Annotated in this window: 13 protein-coding genes; 10 read left to right on the top strand and 3 right to left on the bottom strand. The window is 68.3% G+C overall.

The window, feature by feature from the left end; all coding sequences use genetic code 11:
* The first annotated feature begins 70 nt into the window (after positions 1-70).
* From P6281_RS07350 to P6281_RS07375, 6 genes are read left to right on the top strand one after another with little or no spacing between them, the layout of a single operon-like run.
* Positions 71-1,198, top strand: a complete 1,128-nt coding sequence (locus P6281_RS07350) for an aromatic ring-hydroxylating oxygenase subunit alpha (protein WP_014382134.1) — start codon at positions 71-73, stop codon at positions 1,196-1,198.
* 10 nt (positions 1,199-1,208) lie between these two features.
* Positions 1,209-2,774 (top strand): AMP-binding protein, encoded by a 1,566-nt coding sequence (locus tag P6281_RS07355; RefSeq protein ID WP_014384130.1) that lies wholly within the window; start codon positions 1,209-1,211, stop codon positions 2,772-2,774.
* Positions 2,775-2,810: 36 nt separating this feature from the next.
* Complete coding sequence (locus tag P6281_RS07360; RefSeq protein ID WP_009957528.1) at positions 2,811-3,236, top strand: nuclear transport factor 2 family protein; 426 nt, start codon at positions 2,811-2,813, stop codon at positions 3,234-3,236.
* A gap of 13 nt (positions 3,237-3,249) precedes the next feature.
* Positions 3,250-3,780 carry an FAS1-like dehydratase domain-containing protein gene (locus P6281_RS07365; protein ID WP_008255052.1) on the top strand — a complete coding sequence of 177 codons (531 nt, stop codon included), beginning with the start codon at positions 3,250-3,252 and terminating at the stop codon, positions 3,778-3,780.
* Positions 3,777-4,238, top strand: coding sequence for a MaoC/PaaZ C-terminal domain-containing protein (locus P6281_RS07370; RefSeq protein ID WP_008255054.1), 462 nt, complete (start codon positions 3,777-3,779; stop codon positions 4,236-4,238). Before P6281_RS07365 ends, P6281_RS07370 begins: the two co-directional genes overlap by 4 nt.
* Positions 4,231-4,761, top strand: a complete 531-nt coding sequence (locus P6281_RS07375) for a maleylpyruvate isomerase family mycothiol-dependent enzyme (protein WP_014384131.1) — start codon at positions 4,231-4,233, stop codon at positions 4,759-4,761. Before P6281_RS07370 ends, P6281_RS07375 begins: the two co-directional genes overlap by 8 nt.
* On the opposite strand, the gene P6281_RS07380 is transcribed toward P6281_RS07375, so the two are convergent.
* A complete protein-coding gene (locus P6281_RS07380; RefSeq protein ID WP_009957526.1) occupies positions 4,756-6,222 on the bottom strand; it encodes an aldehyde dehydrogenase in 1,467 nt (488 codons plus the stop codon). The genes P6281_RS07375 and P6281_RS07380 overlap by 6 nt on opposite strands.
* Before the next feature lie 137 nt (positions 6,223-6,359).
* On the opposite strand from P6281_RS07380, the gene P6281_RS07385 reads away from it, so the two are divergent.
* Positions 6,360-7,715 carry a hypothetical protein gene (locus tag P6281_RS07385; RefSeq protein WP_009957525.1) on the top strand — a complete coding sequence of 452 codons (1,356 nt, stop codon included), beginning with the start codon at positions 6,360-6,362 and terminating at the stop codon, positions 7,713-7,715.
* Here P6281_RS07385 and P6281_RS07390 read toward each other — a convergent pair.
* Entirely contained in the window at positions 7,704-8,849 is a 1,146-nt protein-coding gene (locus tag P6281_RS07390) for an aromatic ring-hydroxylating oxygenase subunit alpha (RefSeq protein ID WP_014384132.1), read from the bottom strand. The two genes, P6281_RS07385 and P6281_RS07390, sit on opposite strands and share 12 nt — an antisense overlap.
* Before the next feature lie 81 nt (positions 8,850-8,930).
* Positions 8,931-9,770 carry a helix-turn-helix domain-containing protein gene (locus P6281_RS07395; protein ID WP_080587986.1) on the bottom strand — a complete coding sequence of 280 codons (840 nt, stop codon included), beginning with the start codon at positions 9,768-9,770 and terminating at the stop codon, positions 8,931-8,933.
* Positions 9,771-9,857: 87 nt separating this feature from the next.
* Between P6281_RS07395 and P6281_RS07400 the strand changes: the two genes are divergently transcribed.
* From P6281_RS07400 to P6281_RS07410, 3 genes are all read left to right on the top strand, one after another.
* The gene (locus P6281_RS07400) at positions 9,858-10,298 is read left to right on the top strand and encodes a hypothetical protein (protein WP_014384134.1); all 441 of its coding nucleotides are present in this window, start codon (positions 9,858-9,860) and stop codon (positions 10,296-10,298) included.
* A 49-nt stretch (positions 10,299-10,347) separates the two neighbouring features.
* Positions 10,348-11,070: a DUF1906 domain-containing protein gene (locus P6281_RS07405; RefSeq protein WP_009957520.1), complete on the top strand. Its 723-nt coding sequence runs from the start codon at positions 10,348-10,350 to the stop codon at positions 11,068-11,070.
* A 551-nt stretch (positions 11,071-11,621) separates the two neighbouring features.
* Positions 11,622-20,876 (top strand): type I polyketide synthase, encoded by a 9,255-nt coding sequence (locus P6281_RS07410; RefSeq protein WP_201408047.1) that lies wholly within the window; start codon positions 11,622-11,624, stop codon positions 20,874-20,876.

Raw genomic sequence — 20,876 nt, forward strand, 5'->3', positions numbered from 1 at the left:
GGTGAGCGCCGCGTTGACGTTCTATGCCTAAGATAGTAAAAATAGAGCTAGTCGTCGAACTGGAGTGCTCGTGACGCGTACAGTTTCGGACCCGGCCCCGGAGTCGGCCGAGGACCCCTCAGAACGAGAGTTCGGGCAGGCCGGCATCGCCCTGTCGACCTACCGTTTCCCGACGGGCTGGTTCATCGTCGCCTTCGGCTCCGACCTGGCTCCCGGTCAGGTCAAGCGCGCGCACTACTTCGGTGAGGAGCTGGTGCTCTTTCGCACCGAGTCGGGCCAGGTTCATGTGATGGACGCCTACTGCCAGCACCTCGGCGCCAACCTCGCCGTCGGCGGCACCGTGGAGGGCGAGAACATCGTCTGTCCTTGGCACGGTTGGCAATGGCGCGGTGACGGCAGCAACGCGCTGATTCCCTACAGCAAGATCGGCTGCAAGAACAACGTCCGCATCCGGACCTATCCGAGCATGGAGTGGTACGGCTTCGTGCTGGCCTGGCACGAGCGGCACGGTCGGGCGCCGTACTGGCAGCCGCCGGTGTTGCCCGAGCTGGAGACCAACGAGTACTACCCCCTGCACCCGCACACCCAGATGCTCAACCGGGTCAAGGTGCACCCGCAGATGATCATCGAGAACGCCGCCGACCCGTACCACGTTCAGTACGTGCACAAGGCCGCCAATCCCGCCACCACCGCGTCGTTCGAGGTGTCCGGCTACCACCTACACGCCACGGTCAACGCCCATTTCGGCGGGGGCCGGGCGCAGACCTGGCTGACCCCGAACGGGCCGGTCGACGCCAAGATCATCTACGACAACTACTCGCTGGGGCTGGGCGTGGTGCGATTCCCCAGCGAGCTGGTGGCCACCGTTCAGGTCACCGGACAGACGCCGGTCGACGAGGACTACACAGACTACTTCTACACGCAGGCCTCCGTTCGTGAGCCGGGCGACACCGGTGACGTGCCGACCGGACGCGCCGCCCGGTTCCTCGCGCTGCAGCAAGAAGTCATCAAGCAGGACTTCTTCACCTGGGAGAACATGAAGTATCTCGAGAAGCCGAATCTGGCTCCCGAGGAGGCGCACGATTACGCGGCCCTTCGCCGCTGGGCGCACCGCTTCTACCCGGGAACGCAACCGTCGCCGTCCGATTTCGGCTACACCGCCGACGGCGCGCCGGACCCGGCGGCCGCGAAAGCCTGATGAAACCCTGATGCCCGGTCCCGCCGATTTCGGTGTCGACGGTTTCACCGTGCCGGCTGTGCTGGATCGGCGGGCCGAGCAGCATCCCGACCGGGTGATGATGTCGATCGCCGGTGTCGACGTGACCTTCGAGCAGATGCGGCGGCGGTCCCGCGCGGCGGCAAACATACTGTCCGGCTTGGGCGTCGGCCGCGGCGACTGCGTGGCGTTGTTCACCGCCACCTGCCCGGAATGGGTCTACTTCTGGTTGGGCGCGGCGCGCATCGGCGCGGTCAGCGCTGCCATCAATGCCGCGAACAAGGGTGAGTTTTTGCTGCACACCCTTCGGCTGTCATGCGCCAAGGTGATCCTCACCGATGCTGAGCGGCGGCCCCGCGTCGACGAGGTCGCGGGCGGACTGAATGCGGCGACCGACGTTGTGGTGCTGGATGTTTCGCTCACCGAGGCGTTGAGTAGCACGCCGGTTCACCCGGTGGGCGACAGCCCCGCCGGCGCGGCGGACGTGGGCGTGCTGTTCTACACCTCGGGCACGACCGGGCCCTCCAAAGCGGTTGCCACGACGTGGCATTACCTGTTCTCGGTGGCGGCGACCGTCGCTTCGGCGTGGGAGTTCGGCGCGGGGGAGGTGCTGTGGACGGCGATGCCGCTCTTCCATCTGAGTGCGGCGCCCAGCGTGCTGGCACCGATGCTGGTCGGTGGAACCACCGTGTTGGCGAAAGCCTTTCACCCGGCGCAGGTGTGGGATGAGATCCGCGCCCACGGCGCCGTCGGTTTCGCCGGCGCCGGCGCGATGGTCTCGATGCTGCAAAACCTGCCCGCCGATACGCGGGACGCGCAGCTGCCGCTCCGGTTCATCTCCGCCGCGCCCATCGACGCGGCCTCCTACCGTGACATCGAAAAGCGTTACGGCTGCCGCATCGTCACGATGTACGGATTGACCGAGGCGTTCCCGATCGCCCTCAAGGCCGTGGCCGACGAGGGTGTACCCGGAACCTCGGGCCGGCCCAACCCCGATTTCGACGTGCGCATCATCGACGAGCGCGGCGATCCGCTACCGGCCGGCGCCGTCGGAGAGATCGCGTGCCGGCCGAAGCGGGCCCACGTAATGAGCGAAGGCTATGTGGGCCAGGGGATGCGGGTGGACCCGCACCCGGAGTGGTTTCGCACCGGTGACCTGGGCCGGCTCGATGCCGATCAGAACCTGACCTATGTGGACCGCGTCAAAGACTCGTTGCGCAGGCGGGGCGAAAACGTCTCATCGGTCGAAGTGGAGACCGTCGTCATGCGTCACCCCGCCGTCGCCGAAGCAGCGGCCGTCGGAGTCCCCAGCGAGCTGGGCGAAGACGACATCCTGGTAGCCGTGACCCTGCGTCCCGGGGCCACACTGGACTGCGCCGAGTTGCTCGACTTCTGCGCGGCCCGGATGCCGTACTTCTGCGTGCCGCGATACGTCGAGACGGTGGACGAACTGCCAAAGAACATCATCGGCCGCATCCGCAAAGACCTGTTGCGCAACCGGGGCGTGAGTCCGGGCGCATGGGATCGGGAAAAAGAGGGGTATATCGTTGCCCGGTAACGTTGCCCGTCACTGTGAGAGAGGCTGCGAAGCACAATGACCATGACCTATCAGGAACAGCAGCTGCTCCATGCCGCCACCGGCCGCGCCGCCATCCTCAACCTGAACGCCCGGCACAATCGCGCCTATTCGGAGGGCGACCGCGAGCGCTGGATCGCCACCTTCCGCCATTCCGGCGCCAGCTATACCCGTGACGGCGAGGCGTTCACCGATCTGCGCGCGGCCTTCGACGGCGGCGACGGGCAACGGTTGATCACGGTCGACCACGAGATCGCCGTCGACGGGGTCAACGCCGACCAACATTGCGTCGCCGTGCTTTTCGCCGCGATGTTCGAGGACACCGCGCTGCGGGCCACCGGGGTCTTCCACGACACACTGGTCTACGAGCGCGGCGGATGGTACTTCACATCCCGTACGTTGCAGTGGGATTCGGTCCCGAGCCGGCATCCGCTCGTCATGTGAGCGGCATCGATACGTGGACCAGGATTTCAGTCAGCGGCTGGCCTTCGGCACCTACGAGGATGCGTTGCGGATGGTCGGCACGAAAAGCGAACCCCGCACCGCGGCCACCGCGGTCAGCGCCGCACGCATCCAATTGTTCGCCGCGATGGTCCGCGACGGGAACCGTTCCTATTGGGATTCCGAGTTCGCTCGTCGGCAATGGGGAGGCCTGCTCGCGCCACCCGCTTTGCTGATGGGCTGGTTGATCACGCCGCCCTGGCAGCCCGGAGGGAGGAGGTCCGGTTCATTGATCGCCCTGCGGGTGCCGCTACCGGGCACCACATTCATCAACGCGGCCAACGAGGTTGAGTTTCCCCAACCCATCGTGGAAGGCGACGTCCTGACCGTCGTCGACGAGCTGGTGTCGGTGTCGCCGGAAAAGCGGACCAGGCTGGGCGTCGGCCATTTCGTCGAGACGCTGGAGACCTATCGCCGCCAGGACGGCGCCGTGGTCGCCACCTCCCGCAACACCCTGTTCCGCTTCACCCCCGGGCCGCCCTCGTGACCGGCGACGGCCTGGACTTCGACCGGATCACCGTCCCGGTCGAGCTGCCCGAGGTGGTTGACCACATCAGCTACCAGCGCGTGGTGGAGAACGCCGGAGCGACGTGGGACTACTTCCCCGGCCACTTCGACCCGGATTACGCTCAAGCTCAAGGGAATCCGACGATCTACGTCAACACGATGCACCTCGCCGGCTTCGCCGACCGCGTCGCGACCGAGTGGGCGGGGCCGCGCAGCCGCGTGATGCGGCGCTCCATGCGGCTGACCGGGTCGGTGTACGCCGGCGACACCATGACCGGGCGCGGGCGGGCGGTGGCCAAACGGCGGGACACCTCGGTGGACCCGCCGCGCTGCCTGGTCGACCTCGAAATCCAGGTGACCAATCAGCATGGCGCGCTGTGCTGCCCGGTCGAGCTGACGCTGCAGGTGCCCGAGGACCCGCATCACGGCGATGGATGACAACGCCGAACTGCACCTGGCGGTGTGCCGCCGGTTCGGTGAGGCGGTTGCCGCGGCGACCGGCAGATGGGACCGTCCATCCCCGTGCGATGCCTGGGATGCCCGAGGAGTGCTCGAGCACGTCATCGGCTTTCACGACGTACTCCTGTTGCGTCCCTTGGGACTCAAGCCCGACCGCCCGCGTGAGGATCCCCTCGAGCGCTGGCGACTGACGTACCGCTCGCTGACCGAGGCCTTTACCTCGGGCGTAGCGACACGGCTCGATGCCTACCCGCTCATCCCGAATCTGACCCGCGATGTCCTGGTGCATACCTGGGACCTCGCGCGTGCGGCGGGGGCCGACGACAGCTTGGACCCCGAGTGGTGTGAACGGTTTTGCGTCGGGTTACCGACGGATTCCCAGACGCTGAGCTCGGGGGCGATGTTCAAGGCCCCGCTTGCCGTACCCGCCGAAAGTGACGCGCAGACAAGGCTTCTCGCCGGCCTGGGCCGCGACCCCCGGTGGAGGCCGCGCACCTCATAGGGGTGGCAACTGCCCTTTGCATATCAGCGTCTGCAGTTCGACATACTCGTGCAGACCCTCGGGGCCGAACTCGCGCCCGATGCCGGATTGCTTGAAACCGCCGAACGGTGCCCCGATGTCGAGGGTGTACATGTTGATGCCGTAGGTCCCCGTGCGGACGGCGGCCGCGACGTCGAGGCCGTGCCCGATGTCGGACGTCCACACCGAACCGGCCAGACCGTAGTCGGTTTCGTTGGCGATGCGGATCGCGTCGTCCTCGTCCCGGTAGCGCAGCACCGTGAGCACCGGCCCGAAAATCTCCTCCCGGGCGATGCGCATGTCATTGGTGGCGTCGGCGAACAGCGTCGGCTGCACGTACCAGCCGCGCTCGGACGGGCTCTGTTCGCCACCCAGGACGACGCGGGCCCCTTCGCGGCGGCCGGACTGGATGTAGTCCTGGACGCGGCGCTGTTGGCGTTGGGCGACAAGCGGTCCGATGTCCGTTGCCTCATCGGCCGGGTCACCGACGTGCAGCGCTGACATCATGCCGGCCAGGGCGTCGACGACCTCGTCGTGCTTGCGGTCGCTGACCAGGATGCGGGTCTGGGCGACGCAGGCCTGGCCATTGTTCATCAGGCCCGCGCTCTTCAACCCGGCCACGGTCTTGTCGATGTCGGCGTCGTCGAGGATGATCGCCGCCGATTTGCCGCCCAGCTCCAGGCTCACGCGTTTCAGTTGTTCCCCGCACAGCGCGGCGATCCGGCGCCCGACGGCGCTGGACCCGGTGAACGCGATCTTGTCCACGCCGGGGTGGCGCACCAGCGCCTCGCCGACGTCGGTGCCGCCGGGCAGCACCGAGACCACGCCCTCGGGCAGGTCAAGCTGCTCGATCATCTCGGCCAACCACAAAGCGTCCAAAGGCGTTTCGGGTGCGGGCTTGACGATCACCGTGCACCCCGCGATGAGCGCGGGGATCAGCTTGGGCATGATCAAAAACTGGGGCACGTTCCAGGGCACGATCGCGCCCACCACCCCAACCGGGGCCCGGCGCAGGTGCACTTCGCCGAGCACGCCCTGGCGGCGTTCGGTCCACGGAAAGTCGCGGGCGGCGGCCAGCGCGAGGTGGATCAGCGACGCGGCGGCCGCCCCCTGGCCCATCCGGCTGAAACTGCGCGGTGATCCCATCTCGTCGGTGATCAGGTCGGCCATGTCGTCGCTGTGGCGGGCGTAGATCGCGGCGAGCTGTTCGACTTTGGCCATCCGATCGGCGTGGCTCATCCGCGGCCACGGTCCGTGGTCGAAGGCGTGCCGAGCGGCGACAACGGCGGCGTCGACGTCCTCGGGGCCGGCCGCCTGGACGTGACCGACCGGCTCCTCGGAGTGCGGCGAGATCACTTCGAGCTGTTGGGGATTGGCGGGCTTGCGCCACTGCCCTCCGATGAACACTTCGTCGTAACAACGATGGTCGGAATTCTTCGTCATCGGGGCGCCTCCTCGAGGCAGCGGTGGGTGCAGTACGACCGTGACCGTAATTCGCTATTGACGCTAACATAGCGAAGAAAGAGCGAGGCGGGAAGCCGCGAGCGGATCATCAGCGACGATGTCGAGGCGGGCGCGATATGAAGAGCGACTGGCGCAGTTACCCATTCCAGTTGGTGCCCGGCGACGGCCAGCTCGAGTTTCCCGCCGCCGAAGGCGAACACCCCGACCAGGAGTCGGACACCTGGTTCATCGCTGGCCAGCTGGACGCCGCCGAGACAGACCGGTCCTTTGCCTTCCTGACGATTTTCAACAAGAACCGGCCCGGCGGGACGATCGTCGCCGATTTCTACACGATGGCGCTCTTCGACCTCGACACCGGCGATTACGGCACGTACACGGATTACGACATGCCGCCGGCCAACCTCGAACCGGGGGCGTCCCGCAAGCTGGAGCTGGCCACGGGTTATCTCGACATCAGCTACGCCGGCGGTGCGGGCACCGCGTCCTGGACCACGTGCCGCAACGGCGACGGGGGTCTACTGCCCTACACCTACCGCGTCAGCCTGGTGGGGGAGGACCATTCCGGCCGGCGGATGCGGCTGGACCTGGCCGTAACCCCCACGCGCGCACCGACTCCGGTGGGCGCCTCGACCTACAATGGCAAGATCGTCTGCTTCGGCCAAGACGACACCTACTCCTACTTCCAGACCGGTATGGCGATGACCGGCACCCTATGCTGGGGCGAGGAGATCCACCAGGTCTCCGGCAACAGTGGCCATGTCGATCGGCAATGGTTTCCAAAATACGCCGGCGGCGGGGGAACGGCGGGGGATCCGCGGGCCCGGTCGCACGAATGGCGCACCATCAACTTCGACAACGGCGTCGACTTGAGCATGTGGCGGCAGTTCGACCGGACGAACGGCAATGTCCTGCAGCCCTTCACCGGTGTCACCACGAGCTACCCCGATCCCGCCACGTCGCCGCAATGCGCCGAAGACATCGAGGTCACGATCAGCAGCTACGTTCGGTGGCCGGAGACGGTGCGGCCCCTGGTGCGCCCGCTTGCCCCGGCCCGGTACATGCCCGACCGTCACCGGATCACCTGTCCCACACTGGGACTCGACATCGTCGGTGAGCCGGTGGTGCCGGCGCCCGCGCATGGCCTGCCGATCGAATACATGGAGGGGCCCTACCGTTACCGCGGGATGCTGGGCGGGCAGCCGGTGACCGCGTTCGCCTTCAACGAACGATCGCTCGCCTTGTATCGGGATTGGGAGCTGGTCGAGGTGCTCACCACCACCGTCGCGAACATCGAACCTTCCGACCCCGACCTGCAGACAACAGCGGATCGTCTGGTGCCGTTGGTGGCCGCCGGGCGGCGGGGCGAGGCGGTCGAACTGCTGACCGCGGTGCGCCCCTCTCAAACCGGTGCGCTGGCAACGCTTCTGGACGATCTGGTCGCGGTGCTGTCGGCCGATGAGTCAGCGAGCTGAACTCGCCAGCGCCTGCGCCCACGTGATGTGTCGGTGCTGCAGCCCCGGCTCGTTGCGGCCGAACACCAGGTGGTCGCGGGCGCCCGACTCGAGGTTGGCCTGGAGCCCCTGCACCAACCGGTAGTCCTCGTCGCGCACGGTGGCGTGCGCGTATTCGAAGACGGCCTGAGCGCCGGCGGCCACCGATTCGTCGGACAGGTCCTGCGGTGTGGCGTTCTGGTGCACGGTGACCGAGCGGCCCGGCTGATCACCGGGGTAGACGCGGAACAGTTCGCCGTTGGCGATCGTCACCGACAGCACGATGTTGGGGAACAGCGCGTAGATCACGACCATGTTGTGGAACGGATTCCACTGTTCCTCGGGCAGCTCGTCGAGCTCCAGAATGGTGTTGAGCGGAAAGATCAGCCGGTGGTGCGGGCCGAAGGAGTCGAACACCGTGCAGTTGCTGCGCGCGATGGTGGCGAACGTCTGCTGGTGGACGGTGGCGAAGTGGTAGTTCTCGGCGAAGGTGTCGATCGCCAGCTTCCAGTTGATCGGGGTGTCGAGCACCTTCTCGCCCAACGGCGACCAGCGCCCGATGCCCCAGGAATCGAGTTCGTCGGCCAGCGGTCCCAGGTGCGCGGCCACGTCCAGCGCCGTACCGGGATCCAGTGAGACCCAGAGGAATCCGGCGAACTCGGTGGCCGGGAGTTCGGCCAGGCCGTCGGAGCGCAGCGTCATGTCCGGGAAACCCTCACGCCCCGGCAGGCCCACCAACCGCCCGGTGTTGTCGTACGTCCACGCGTGGTAGGGACAGGTGAACCGTTTGGCGGTGCCGCATCCCGTGACCACCTGCGACTGCCGATGCAGGCACACGTTGTCGAACGCCTTCACCGATCCATCGGCAGTCCGGGTCAACAGGATGGAGCGACCCATCACCGTCTTGGTGCAATACGCCCCCGGGGCGGGAAGTTCGGACACGTAGCCGACCAACTGCGGGCTGGCCAGCAGCATGGCCCGGTCGAGGTCGTGGCGTTCGGGACTGGTGTAGTCCCGCGCCTCGACCCGGTGCTCGCTCGGCGCGAGGTCTGTTGTCTTGTCGCGCGCCAACTTCAAGGCGCGGCGGGTCAGGTCGATGAGCTGGTCGCGTTCCATCTGAACTCCGGTGGCAGTCAAGCGCTCGCGGTAACTCTACTAACTTTATAGTGATAATAAATTAAGGTCCACGCGCTGACGCTAGCCGATGTAGGGAAGCAACTGCGGGTGCTGCTGAGCGATCGCGCGCAGCCTCCGATCACCGTCGAGACCGCGCAGGTAGTCGCCGGTCGCCGGGTCCGCGGGAAAGAACGACTCGATGATCAGGCTTTCCACGGAGATGTCGAGCGGACTGCCGAAGGTGGCGATGATGCTGACGAATCGGAGCTCGGTGCCGTCCAGCGTGAGCATCTGAAACGGCACGTAGAGCTCGCCGGTCCGCTCGCCGCGGTCGCCGCCCTTGGGCACCGGATAACTCGAGAGCTCCTCGTAAAGACGGCGGATGTCCGGGGCCGCGGTGGCCTGCGCGTGCCGGCGAACCCGGCCCAGGATGGCGGCGTGCACCTCGGCGCGGTTGAGCAACCGCTGCGCCAATCCCCGCGGGTGCAGGCACAACCTCATGACGTTGATCGGTGGGCGCAGCAGTTCGGCGTCGACCCCTTCGGCGAGCACGACGCACCCCACATTGCCCGCTATCAGGTTCCAGCAGGCATCGGTGACGATGGCCGGGTACGGGGCGTGGCCGGCCAGTACCGAGTCGACGGCCGCCTTCACCGGCCTCATGCGTTCGGCGTCCAGGGTGTGCTCGCCGAACATCGGTGCGTAGCCGCCGTCGAGCAGCAGTCGGTTGCGCGCGGCCAGCGGCAGGTCCAGGGACTCGCCGATGCGCAGCAACAACGCGCGGCTGGGATTGGCCCGGCCGGTCTCGACAAAACTGAGGTGGCGGGGCGACACACCTAGCTGATGCGCGAGTTCCATCTGGCTCAATCGCCGACGGGTGCGCCACTCGCGCACCGCCAGACCCGCTGTACTCCCAGGCATCGTGAAGAACCTAACGCCGTTGCGTGGAGCTAAACCACTACCTCGAAGGTAATCGACCTACTTACCTGCGCGGCGAAGACTGCATGCATGACCACAACAACGAAACCAGCCTCACCGCCGCAGCCCGCGGGCCTGCGCCGCGCGTTCGCCGCCGCCGCCGTCGGTCGGATCCTGTTGGGCGCCACGGCGTTTGCCTACCCGGCGTCCCAGACTCGCATGAACGGGGTGCCCGATCACATGCTGTCCACGGAGCTCAAGTATCTGATCCGCATTTTCGGGGCCCGGGCCCTGGCCCTGGGCATCGGTTATCTCGGCAGCGACGAACCCAACCGGCGGCGCTGGCAATACATCGGCCTGATGGTCGACACGCTGGACAACATCAACGCCCTGCTGGAGCTGAGACATCTCAAGCGCGGCGACCCCAGGGTCCGCTCGCTGCTGAGCCTCATGGCGGTGACCGGCCCCTACGCGACGTTGGGCGCGGCGGGCGCGCTGCAGCGCCGATACGGCACCGTGACGCACATGTGATCAGTGTGACCAATGTGTCACATGGGGTTTGTGTCGTACCCTGTGGCTTGTGTCATCGGTTTCGCGGCGCGACCTGTTCAAATACGCGGCCGCGGCGCCTGCCCTGCTGGGTCTGGGCGCCGCGGGTGCGTCATTGGATGCCGCGCCGGCCTCGGCGTCGCTGGGCACCCTGCTGGACTACGCGGCCGGGGTCATTCCGGCCAGCGAGATCCGCGCCGCGGGCGCCGTGGGATCGATCCGGTACGTCTCGGACCGACGGCCCGGCGGGAAGTGGATGCTCGGCAAGCCGATCCAGGTCGCCGAAGCGCGCGACCTCCACAGCAACGGACTCAAGATCGTCTCCTGCTACCAGTACGGCAAGGGCAACACCGCGGACTGGCTGGGCGGCGCCAACGCCGGCCTGCAGCACGCGCAACGCGGAATGCAGCTCCACGCCGCGGCCGGCGGCCCCGCCACGGCGCCCATCTATGCCTCGATCGACGACGACCCCTCCTATGAGCAGTACAAGAGCCAGATCGCGCCGTACCTGCGGTCGTGGGAGTCGGTCATCGGCCATCAGCGCACAGGCGTGTACGCCAATTCGAAGACCATCGACTGGGCACTGCACGACGGTTTGGGCTCTTACTTCTGGCAGCACAACTGGGGCTCGCCCAAGGGGTATGCCCATCCCGCCGCCCACTTGCACCAGGTTGAGATCGACAAACGCAGCGTCGGCGGGGTGGGCGTGGACATCAACGAGATCCTCAAGCCCCAATTCGGGCAGTGGGCCTAGCGGCCCCACATCGTCGTCCGGTCCGACCGGGATGCGGACTCTTAGAAAGCCCAGCAAACACTCGTTCGCTCATTTTCGCGTCGGGTCGGTGTGCCCGCCCGGCGGTCGGCATCGGTGATGCCGCTCAGACGGCGCTCCGCGGCCCCAAAAATTTATATAACGATTCGATAACAAAACTGCTTTGATCTGCGCAGTTATAGCTACTCGACCGTAACCACCTGCATGCAGCAGGTTTGGGAATCGCGTCCGCGCCGCCGGTCAAACCCCGTGTTACCCAGGACACGGTTACCCATGCGTAGAACTCGCCAGTAACCGATCACCACGCAAAACGGGGGTGGAATCTTATGACACTCTTAGTACAGCCGATGAAGTCCGTCGCACCGCTCAGCGCCATCCGGGCGGTCGCCGACAACGCACCGGCCGCCGTTTCCCGGCTGTGATTCGACGCTGAACCACGCCGCATCGAGGAGCACTGGCGAGTGCCCACCCTCTGGTGGTGACCGCCCATACGAACCGAGACGTAAAGACGCATACCAGGGGAGACAGAGAAGGTGACAATCCACGAGCATGACCGGGTGTCCGCCGAGCGCGACGGGCAGGGCCCGCAGGGAGGCAAGCACCCAGCCGGGGACACCCACGCTCTTGTCGACCGCCTGACGGCCGGTGAGCCCTACGCCGTGGCGTTCGGTGGCCAGGGCAGTGCCTGGCTGGAGACCCTCGAAGAACTGGTGTCGTCGGCCGGCATCGAATCGGATCTGGCGGGGCTGGTCGGTGAGGTCGAACTGCTCCTCGAGCCGGTGGCAAAAGAGCTGGTCGTGGTGCGTCCCATCGGCTTCGAGCCGCTGACGTGGGTCCGCGCGCTGGCCGCCGAGGACCCGATCCCGTCGAACAAGCACCTGACCTCGGCCGCGGTATCGATCCCGGGCGTGCTGCTCACCCAGATCGCGGCCGTGCGCGCGCTGGCGCGGCAAGGCATGGATCTGAGCGCGACGCCGCCGGTGGCCGTCGCCGGGCATTCCCAGGGCGTGCTCGCCGTCGAGGCGCTCAAGGGCGGGGGCGCTCGCGACGTCGAGCTGCTGGCGTTGGCCCAGCTGATCGGCGCGGCCGGGACGCTGGTGGCCCGTCGCCGCGGGATCTCCGTGCTGGGCGACCGGCCGCCGATGGTGTCGGTCACCAATGCGGACCCCGAGCGCATCAGCCGGCTGCTCGACGAGTTCGCGCAGGACGTGCGGACCGTCCTGCCGCCCGTGCTGTCCATCCGCAACGGCCGCCGTTCGGTCGTCATCACCGGCACCCCCGAACAGCTGTCCCGCTTCGAGCTCTATTGCCAGCAGATCTCGGAGAAGGAAGAGGCCGACCGGAAGAACAAGCTGCGCGGCGGCGACGTCTTCTCGCCGGTGTTCGATCCGGTGCAGGTCGAGGTGGGCTTCCACACCCCCCGCCTGGCCGACGGCATCGACATCGTCGGCGCCTGGGCCGAGAAGGTGGGCCTGGACGTCGCCCTGGCCCGGGAACTGACGGAATCCATCCTGGTGCGCCCGGTCGACTGGGTGCAGGAGATCACCCGCGTCAACGACGCCGGCGCCCGGTGGATCCTGGACCTGGGTCCCGGTGACATCCTGACCCGGCTGACCGCACCGGTGATCCGCGGCCTGGGTGTGGGCATCGTGCCCGCCGCCACCCGCGGGGGTCAGCGCAACCTCTTCACCGTCGGCGCCGTCCCCGAGGTGGCGCGGGCCTGGTCGAGCTACGCGCCGACGCTGGTTCGCCTGCCCGACGGCCGGGTCAAACTCTCGACCAAGTTCACCCGCCTGACCGGCCGTTCGCCGATTCTGCTCGCGGGCATGACCCCGACCACGGTCGACGCCAAGATCGTGGCCGCCGCGGCCAACGCCGGCCACTGGGCCGAGCTCGCCGGAGGCGGGCAGGTCACCGAGGAGATCTTCGCCAACCGGATCGACGAGCTCTCCGGGCTGCTGGAGGACGGTCGCACCTACCAGTTCAACGCGCTGTTCCTCGACCCCTACCTGTGGAAGCTGCAGGTCGGCGGAAAGCGGTTGGTGCAGAAGGCGCGTCAGTCCGGCGCGGCCATCGACGGGCTGGTCATCAGCGCCGGCATCCCCGAGCTCGAGGAAGCCGTCGAGCTGATCGAGGAGCTGGGCGACGTCGGCATCAGTCACGTCGTCTTCAAGCCCGGCACCGTCGAGCAGATCCGCTCGGTCATCCGCATCGCCACCGAGGTGTCCACCAAACCGGTGATCGCGCACATCGAGGGCGGCCGCGCCGGCGGCCACCACTCCTGGGAAGACCTCGACGACCTGCTGCTGGCGACCTACTCGGAACTGCGGTCGCGCTCCAACATCACCGTCTGCGTCGGCGGCGGCATCGGCACGCCCGAGCGGGCGGCCGACTACCTGTCCGGGCGCTGGGCGCAGGCCTACGGCTTCCCGCTGATGCCGATCGACGGCATCCTGGTCGGCACCGCGGCAATGGCGGCCAAGGAGGCCACGACCTCGCCGTCGGTCAAGCGGATGCTGGTGGAAACCCAGGGCACCGACCAGTGGATCGGCGCCGGGAAAGCCTCCGGTGGCATGGCATCCAGCCGCAGCCAGCTCGGCGCGGACATTCACGAGATCGACAACAGCGCCTCGCGGTGCGGACGGCTGCTCGACGAGGTCGCCGGTGACGCCGACGCCGTGGCTCAGCGCCGCGACGAGATCATCGCGGCGATGGCCACCACCGCCAAGCCGTACTTCGGCGACGCCGGCGAGATGACCTACCTGCAGTGGCTGCAGCGCTACGTCGAGCTGGCCATCGGGGACGGCGATTCCACCGCCGACACCGCCTCACCGGGCAGCCCGTGGCTGGCCGACACCTGGCGCGACCGTTTCCAGCAGATGTTGCAGCGCGCCGAAGCGCGTTTGCACCCAAAGGATTTCGGCCCCATCGAGACGCTCTTCAACGACGAGGCCCTGCTGGAGAACCCCGGGGCGGCGATCGATCTGCTGCTCGAGCGCTACCCCGACGCCGAGACCGTCCAACTGCACCCGGCCGACGTTCCGTTCTTCGTCACCCTGTGTAAGACGGTGGGCAAGCCGGTCAACTTCGTGCCGGTCATCGACAAGGATGTGCGGCGCTGGTGGCGCAGCGACTCGCTGTGGCAGGCCCACGATGCCCGCTACGACGCCGACCAGGTGTGCATCATTCCGGGCACCGCGGCCGTCGCGGGGATCACCCGAATGGACGAACCCGTCGGTGAACTGCTGGACCGCTTCGAGCAGGCGGCCGTCGACGAGGCGCTGGCCGCCGGGATCGAGCCGACGGCCGTCACGTCGCGCCGCACCGGCCGCGCGGATGTGACCGGGCCGTTGGCCGTCGTGCTGGATGCCCCGGACGTGCAGTGGGCCGGCCGCACCGCGATCAATCCGGTCCACCGGATCGCCGACCCCTCCGAGTGGCTGGTGCACGGAGACTCCGAAGGACCCGAAAGCCGCCGCGCCACGCACTCGTCGACCGGGGCGCGGCTGCAGGTCGAAGGCGACCGCGTCGTCCTCAGCGTCCCGGTGTCAGGGGTCTGGGTCGAGATTCCGTTCACCTTGCCCCCCAACACCGTTGACGGCGCGACGCCGGTGGTCTCCACCGACGACGCCGCCACGGCCATGCGGTCGGTGCTGGCGATCGCCGCCGGCGTCGACGGGCCGGAGTTCATGCCCCCGGTCACCGACGGAACGGCCACCGTCACGGTGGACTGGGACCCCGAGCGCGTCGCCGACCACACCGGTGTCACGGCCACCTTCGGGGAGCCGTTGGCGCCCAGCCTCACCACCGTGCCCGACGCCCTGGTCGGCCCGTGCTGGCCCGCGGTCTTCTCCGCAATCGGTTCGGCGGTCACCGACACCGGCATCCCGGTGGTGGAGGGGCTGCTGAGCCTGGTGCATCTCGACCACGCCGCGCACATGGTCGGCGCGCTGCCGAAGAACCCGGCCCAATTGACGATCACCGCAACGGCTTTGGCGGCCGCCGACACCGACATGGGGCGCGTCGTTCCCGTCTCGGTCACCATCGCCGGCGCCGACGGTGAGGTGATCGCGACCCTCGACGAGCGCTTTGCGATCCTCGGACGCACCGGTGCCGCAGAACTCGCCGACCCGGTGCGCGCCGGCGGCGCGGTCTCCGAAAACGCCACCGACACTCCGCGTCGGCGCCGCCGCGACGTCACCACCACCGCGCCCGTCGACATGCGACCGTTCGCGGTGGTGTCCGGCGACCACAACCCCATCCACACCGACCGGGCCGCCGCGCTGCTGGCCGGGCTGGAATCGCCCATCGTGCACGGCATGTGGCTGTCGGCCGCCGCCCAGCACGCGGTGACCGCCACCGACGGCCAGGCCCGCCCGCCGGCGCGACTGATCGGCTGGACCGCGCGCTTCCTGGGCATGGTGCGGCCCGGTGACGAGGTCGCCTTCCGCGTCGACCGCGTCGGAATCGACCAGGGCGCAGAGGTTTTGGAGGTCACCGCCAAGGTTAAATCCGACCTGGTGATGTCAGCGACGGCACGCCTGGCGGCCCCGCACACCGTCTACGCGTTCCCCGGTCAGGGAATTCAGCACAAGGGCATGGGCATGGACGTCCGCGCCCGGTCCAAGGCCGCCCGCAAGGTGTGGGACAAGGCGGACAAGTTCACCCGCGACACACTCGGCTTCTCGGTGTTGCACGTGGTGCGCGACAACCCGACCAGCATCATCGCCAGCGGGGTGCCCTACAACCACCCCGAGGGGGTGCTGTACCTGACGCAGTTCACCCAGGTCGCGATGGCCACGGTGGCGGCGGCGCAGGTCGCCGAGATGCGCGAGCAGGGCGCCTTCGTCGAAGACGCGATCGCCTGCGGGCACTCCGTCGGCGAGTACACCGCGCTGGCCTGCGTGACCGGCATCTATGAGCTGGAAGCGTTGCTGGAGACGGTGTTTCACCGTGGATCGAAGATGCACGACATCGTGCCCCGCGACGAGCTGGGCCGGTCCAACTACCGGCTGGCGGCGATCCGGCCGTCGCAGATCGACCTCCCCGATGACGAGGTCCCGGGGTTCGTCGCGGGAATCGCCGAGAGCACGGGCGAATTCCTCGAGATCGTCAACTTCAACCTGCGCGGCTCGCAGTATGCGATCGCCGGCACGGTCCGCGGGCTCGAGGCGCTGGAGGCCGAGGTGGAGCGGCGTCGCGAGATCACCGGCGGCAAGCGCTCATTCATCCTGGTTCCGGGCATCGACGTGCCGTTCCACTCGCGGGTGTTGCGGGTGGGAGTCGCGGAGTTCCGGCGCTCCCTCGACCGGGTCATGCCGCGCGACAAGGATCCCGACGTCATCATCGGGCGCTACATCCCCAACCTGGTGCCCCGCCCGTTCACCCTGGACCGCGACTTCATCCAGGAGATCCGCGACCTGGTGCCGGCCGAGCCGCTCGACCCCATCCTCGCCGACTACGACACCTGGCTCGCCGAGCGTCGCATCGAGATGGCGCGCACCGTCCTGATCGAGCTGCTGGCCTGGCAGTTCGCCAGCCCGGTGCGCTGGATCGAGACCCAGGACCTGCTGTTCACCGAGGAGGCCGCCGGCGGCCTGGGTGTGGAGCGGTTCGTCGAGATCGGCGTGAAGTCCGCGCCGACCGTCGCCGGGCTGGCCACCAACACGCTCAAGCTCCCCGAATATGCCCACAGCACAGTCGAAGTGCTCAACGCCGAGCGCGACGCCGCGGTGCTGTTCGCGACCGACACCGATCCCGAGCCGGAGCCCGAGGTCGACGAGGTCGCGGTCGAGGCGCCGGAGGCATCCGGTTCGCCGGTGGAGGCCGCCCCGGCCGCCCCCGCACCGGCGGCCGCCGCATCGGGCCCGCGCCCCGACGACATCGGATTCGACGCCGCCGACGCGACGTTGGCGTTGATCGCGTTGTCGGCCAAGATGCGCATCGACCAGATCGAGGAGCTGGACTCCATCGAATCCATCACCGACGGTGCCTCATCGCGGCGCAACCAGCTGCTGGTGGACCTGGGTTCGGAGCTGAACCTCGGCGCCATCGACGGCGCCGCCGAAGCCGACCTGGCCGGGCTGCGCGCCCAGGTGACCAAGCTGGCGCGCACCTACAAGCCTTACGGCCCAGTGCTTTCCGACGCGATCAACGACCAGCTGCGCACGGTGCTGGGGCCGTCGGGCAAGCGGCCCGCCGCCATCGCCGAGCGGGTCAAGAAGACCTGGGAGCTGGGCGAGGGTTGGGCCAAGCACGTCACGGTCGAAGTCGCGCTGGGAACCCGCGAGGGCACCAGCGTCCGCGGCGGCGCCATGGGTCATCTGCACGAGGGGGCCCTGGCCGACGCCGCCGCCGTCGACAAGGCCATCGACGCCGCGGTCGCGTCCGTCGCCGCGCGCCACGGCATCTCGGTCGCGCTGCCGTCGTCGAGCGGTGGCGGTGGCGGTGCGACCATCGACGCGGCCGCGCTGGGCGAATTCACCGCCCAGATCACCGGACGCGACGGCGTGCTGGCGTCGGCGGCCCGCCTGGTGCTGAACCAGCTGGGCCTCGACGACCCGGTCAGCGCGTCGCCGGCGGCCACCGATGCCGAGCTGATCGACCTGGTGACCGCCGAACTCGGCGCGGACTGGCCACGCCTGGTCGCGCCCGTGTTCGAGCCGAAGAAGGCGGTGCTGTTCGACGACCGGTGGGCCAGCGCCCGCGAGGACCTGGTCAAGCTGTGGCTGACCGACGAGGGCGACATCGACGCCCGGTGGGTGGAGCTGTCCGAAAGGTTCGAGGGCGCAGGCCATGTCGTGGCCACCCAGGCCACCTGGTGGCAGGGCAAGGCCCTGGCCGCGGGCCGGCAGATCCACGCGTCGCTGTTCGGCCGGATCGCGGCCGGCGCCGAGAATCCGGATCCCGGACCGTATGCACACGAAGTCGCCGTGGTGACGGGGGCCTCCAAGGGCTCGATCGCGGCGTCGGTCGTCGCGCGACTGCTCGACGGCGGCGCCACGGTCATCGCCACAACGTCGAAGCTCGACGACGAGCGGCTGGCGTTCTACCGGGGCCTGTATCGCGACCACGCTCGTTACGGCGCGGCGCTGTGGGTGGTCGCGGCCAACATGGCCTCCTACTCCGATATCGACGCCCTGGTCGAGTGGGTCGGCACCGAGCAGTCCGAAAGCCTTGGGCCGCAGTCGATTCACATCAAGGACGCGCAGACCCCGACGCTGCTGTTCCCGTTCGCGGCGCCGCGCGTCGTCGGCGACCTGTCGGAGGCTGGCTCCCGCTCCGAGATGGAGATGAAGGTGCTGCTGTGGGCGGTGCAGCGGTTGATCGGCGGGCTGTCGAAGATCGGTGCCGAGCGCGACATCGCGTCGCGGCTGCACGTCGTGCTGCCCGGTTCACCCAACCGCGGAATGTTCGGCGGTGACGGCGCCTACGGTGAGGCCAAGTCGGCGCTCGACGCGTTGGTGAGTCGTTGGCACGCCGAATCCTCGTGGGCGGCAAGGGTCAGCCTGGCGCACGCGCTGATCGGCTGGACCCGCGGCACCGGGCTGATGGGCCACAACGACGCCATCGTCGATGCGGTCGAGGAGGCCGGCGTCACCACGTACTCGACGGACGAGATGGCGGCAATGCTGTTGGCCCTCTGCGACATCGAGTCGAAGGTGGCGGCCGCCGCAGAGCCGATCAAGGCCGACCTGACCGGTGGACTCGGGGAGGCCAACCTCGACATGGCCGAGCTGGCCGCCAAGGCCCGCGAGCGATCCGCCTCGGGCGAGGACGACGACCCCGAGGCGCCCGAGGCCGAGGGCAGCATCGCCGCCTTGCCGTCCCCGCCGCGCGGCTACAGCCCCGCGCCGCCCCCCGAATGGGCGGACCTCGACGTCGACCTCAACGACCTGGTGGTCATCGTCGGCGGCGCGGAACTCGGGCCGTACGGTTCGTCGCGGACCCGCTTCGAGATGGAGGTGGCCGGCGAGCTGTCGGCGGCCGGTGTGCTCGAGCTGGCCTGGACCACCGGACTGGTCAAGTGGGAGGACGATCCCCAACCCGGTTGGTACGACACCGAATCCGGCGACTTGGTCGATGAGTCGGAGCTGGTCGATCGCTACCACGACGCCGTGGTCGAGCGGTGCGGCATCCGCGAATTCGTCGACGACGGTGCGATCGATCCCGATCACGCCTCACCGCTTCTGGTCAGTGTGTTCCTCGACAAGGACTTCTCGTTCGTGGTGTCCAGCGAGGCCGACGCGCGTGCGTTCGTCGAGTTCGATCCCGAGCACACCGTGGCCCGGCCGGTGCCGGACTCCAGCGACTGGGAGGTGATCCGCAAGGCGGGCACCGAGATCCGCGTTCCGAGGAAGACCAAGCTGTCGCGGACGGTCGGCGCGCAGATCCCCACCGGGTTCGACCCGACGGTGTGGGGCATCACCCCGGACATGGCCAATTCCATTGACCGGGTGGCGCTGTGGAACATCGTGGCGACCGTGGACGCGTTCCTGTCCTCGGGCTTCACCCCGACCGAGCTGCTGCGCTGGGTGCACCCCAGCCTGGTGGCCTCCACGCAGGGCACCGGCATGGGCGGCATGACCTCGATGCAGACCATGTACCACGGCAACCTGCTGGGCCGGGCCAAGCCGAACGACATCCTGCAGGAGGTCCTGCCGAATGTCGTTGCGGCCCACGTCATGCAGTCCTACGTCGGTGGTTACGGCGCGATGGTGCACCCGGTCGCGGCCTGCGCGACGGTCGCGGTGTCGGTCGAGGAGGGCGTGGACAAGATCCGGCTCGGCAAGGCCGAATTCGTGGTCGCCGGTGGGTTCGACGACCTGACCCTGGAGGCCATCATCGGCTTCGGTGACATGGCGGCCACCGCCGACACCGAGATGATGCGGGCCAAGGGCATCAGCGATTCGAAGTTCTCGCGCGCCAACGACCGGCGCCGCCTCGGGTTCCTGGAAGCCCAGGGCGGTGGCACCATCCTGCTGGCCAACGGTGCGCTGGCGGCCAAGATGGGATTGCCGGTGCTGGCCGTGGTCGGCTACGCACAGAGCTTCGCCGACGGTGTGCACACCTCGATCCCGGCGCCCGGGCTCGGAGGCCTCGGCGCCGGTCGCGGTGGCAAGGACTCGCAGCTGGCCCGCTCGCTGGCCAAGCTGGGCGTGGGAGCCGACGACATCGCGGTCGTGTCCAAGCACGACACCTCGACGCTGGCCAACGACCCCAACGAGACCGAGCTGCACGAGCGGTTGGCCGACTCGATGGGCCGGTCGCCCGGCAACCCGCTGTTCGTGGTGAGCCAGAAGACCCTCACCGGTCACAGCAAGGGTGGCGCGGCAGCGTTCCAGCTGATGGGCCTGTGCCAGATGCTGCGTGACGGCGTCATCCCGCCCAACCGCAGCCTGGATTGCGTCGACGACGAGCTGGCCACCGCCGGTCACTTCGTCTGGGTGCGTGAGGCTTTGGACCTGCGCGGCAAGTTCCCGCTCAAGGCCGGTCTGGTGACCAGCCTCGGCTTCGGCCACGTGTCGGGTCTGATCGCGCTGGTGCACCCGCAGGCGTTCATCGCCGCGCTGGACCCGGCCGATCGGGACGGCTACCGCAAGCGGGCCGAGCAGCGCCTGCTGGCCGGTCAGCGTCGGCTGGCCTCCGCGATCGCCGGCGGGCGTCCGATGTATGAGAAGCCGGCCGACCGGCGGTTCAACCACGACGAGCCGGAGAAGCGTCAGGAGGCGGCGATGTTGCTCAACGCCGACGCCCGCCTTGGCGAAGACGATCTTTACGTCGGCTAG

Source organism: Mycobacterium sp. 5-140-3-2 (assembly GCF_035666375.1).
Lineage (GTDB): Bacteria > Actinomycetota > Actinomycetes > Mycobacteriales > Mycobacteriaceae > Mycobacterium > Mycobacterium intracellulare.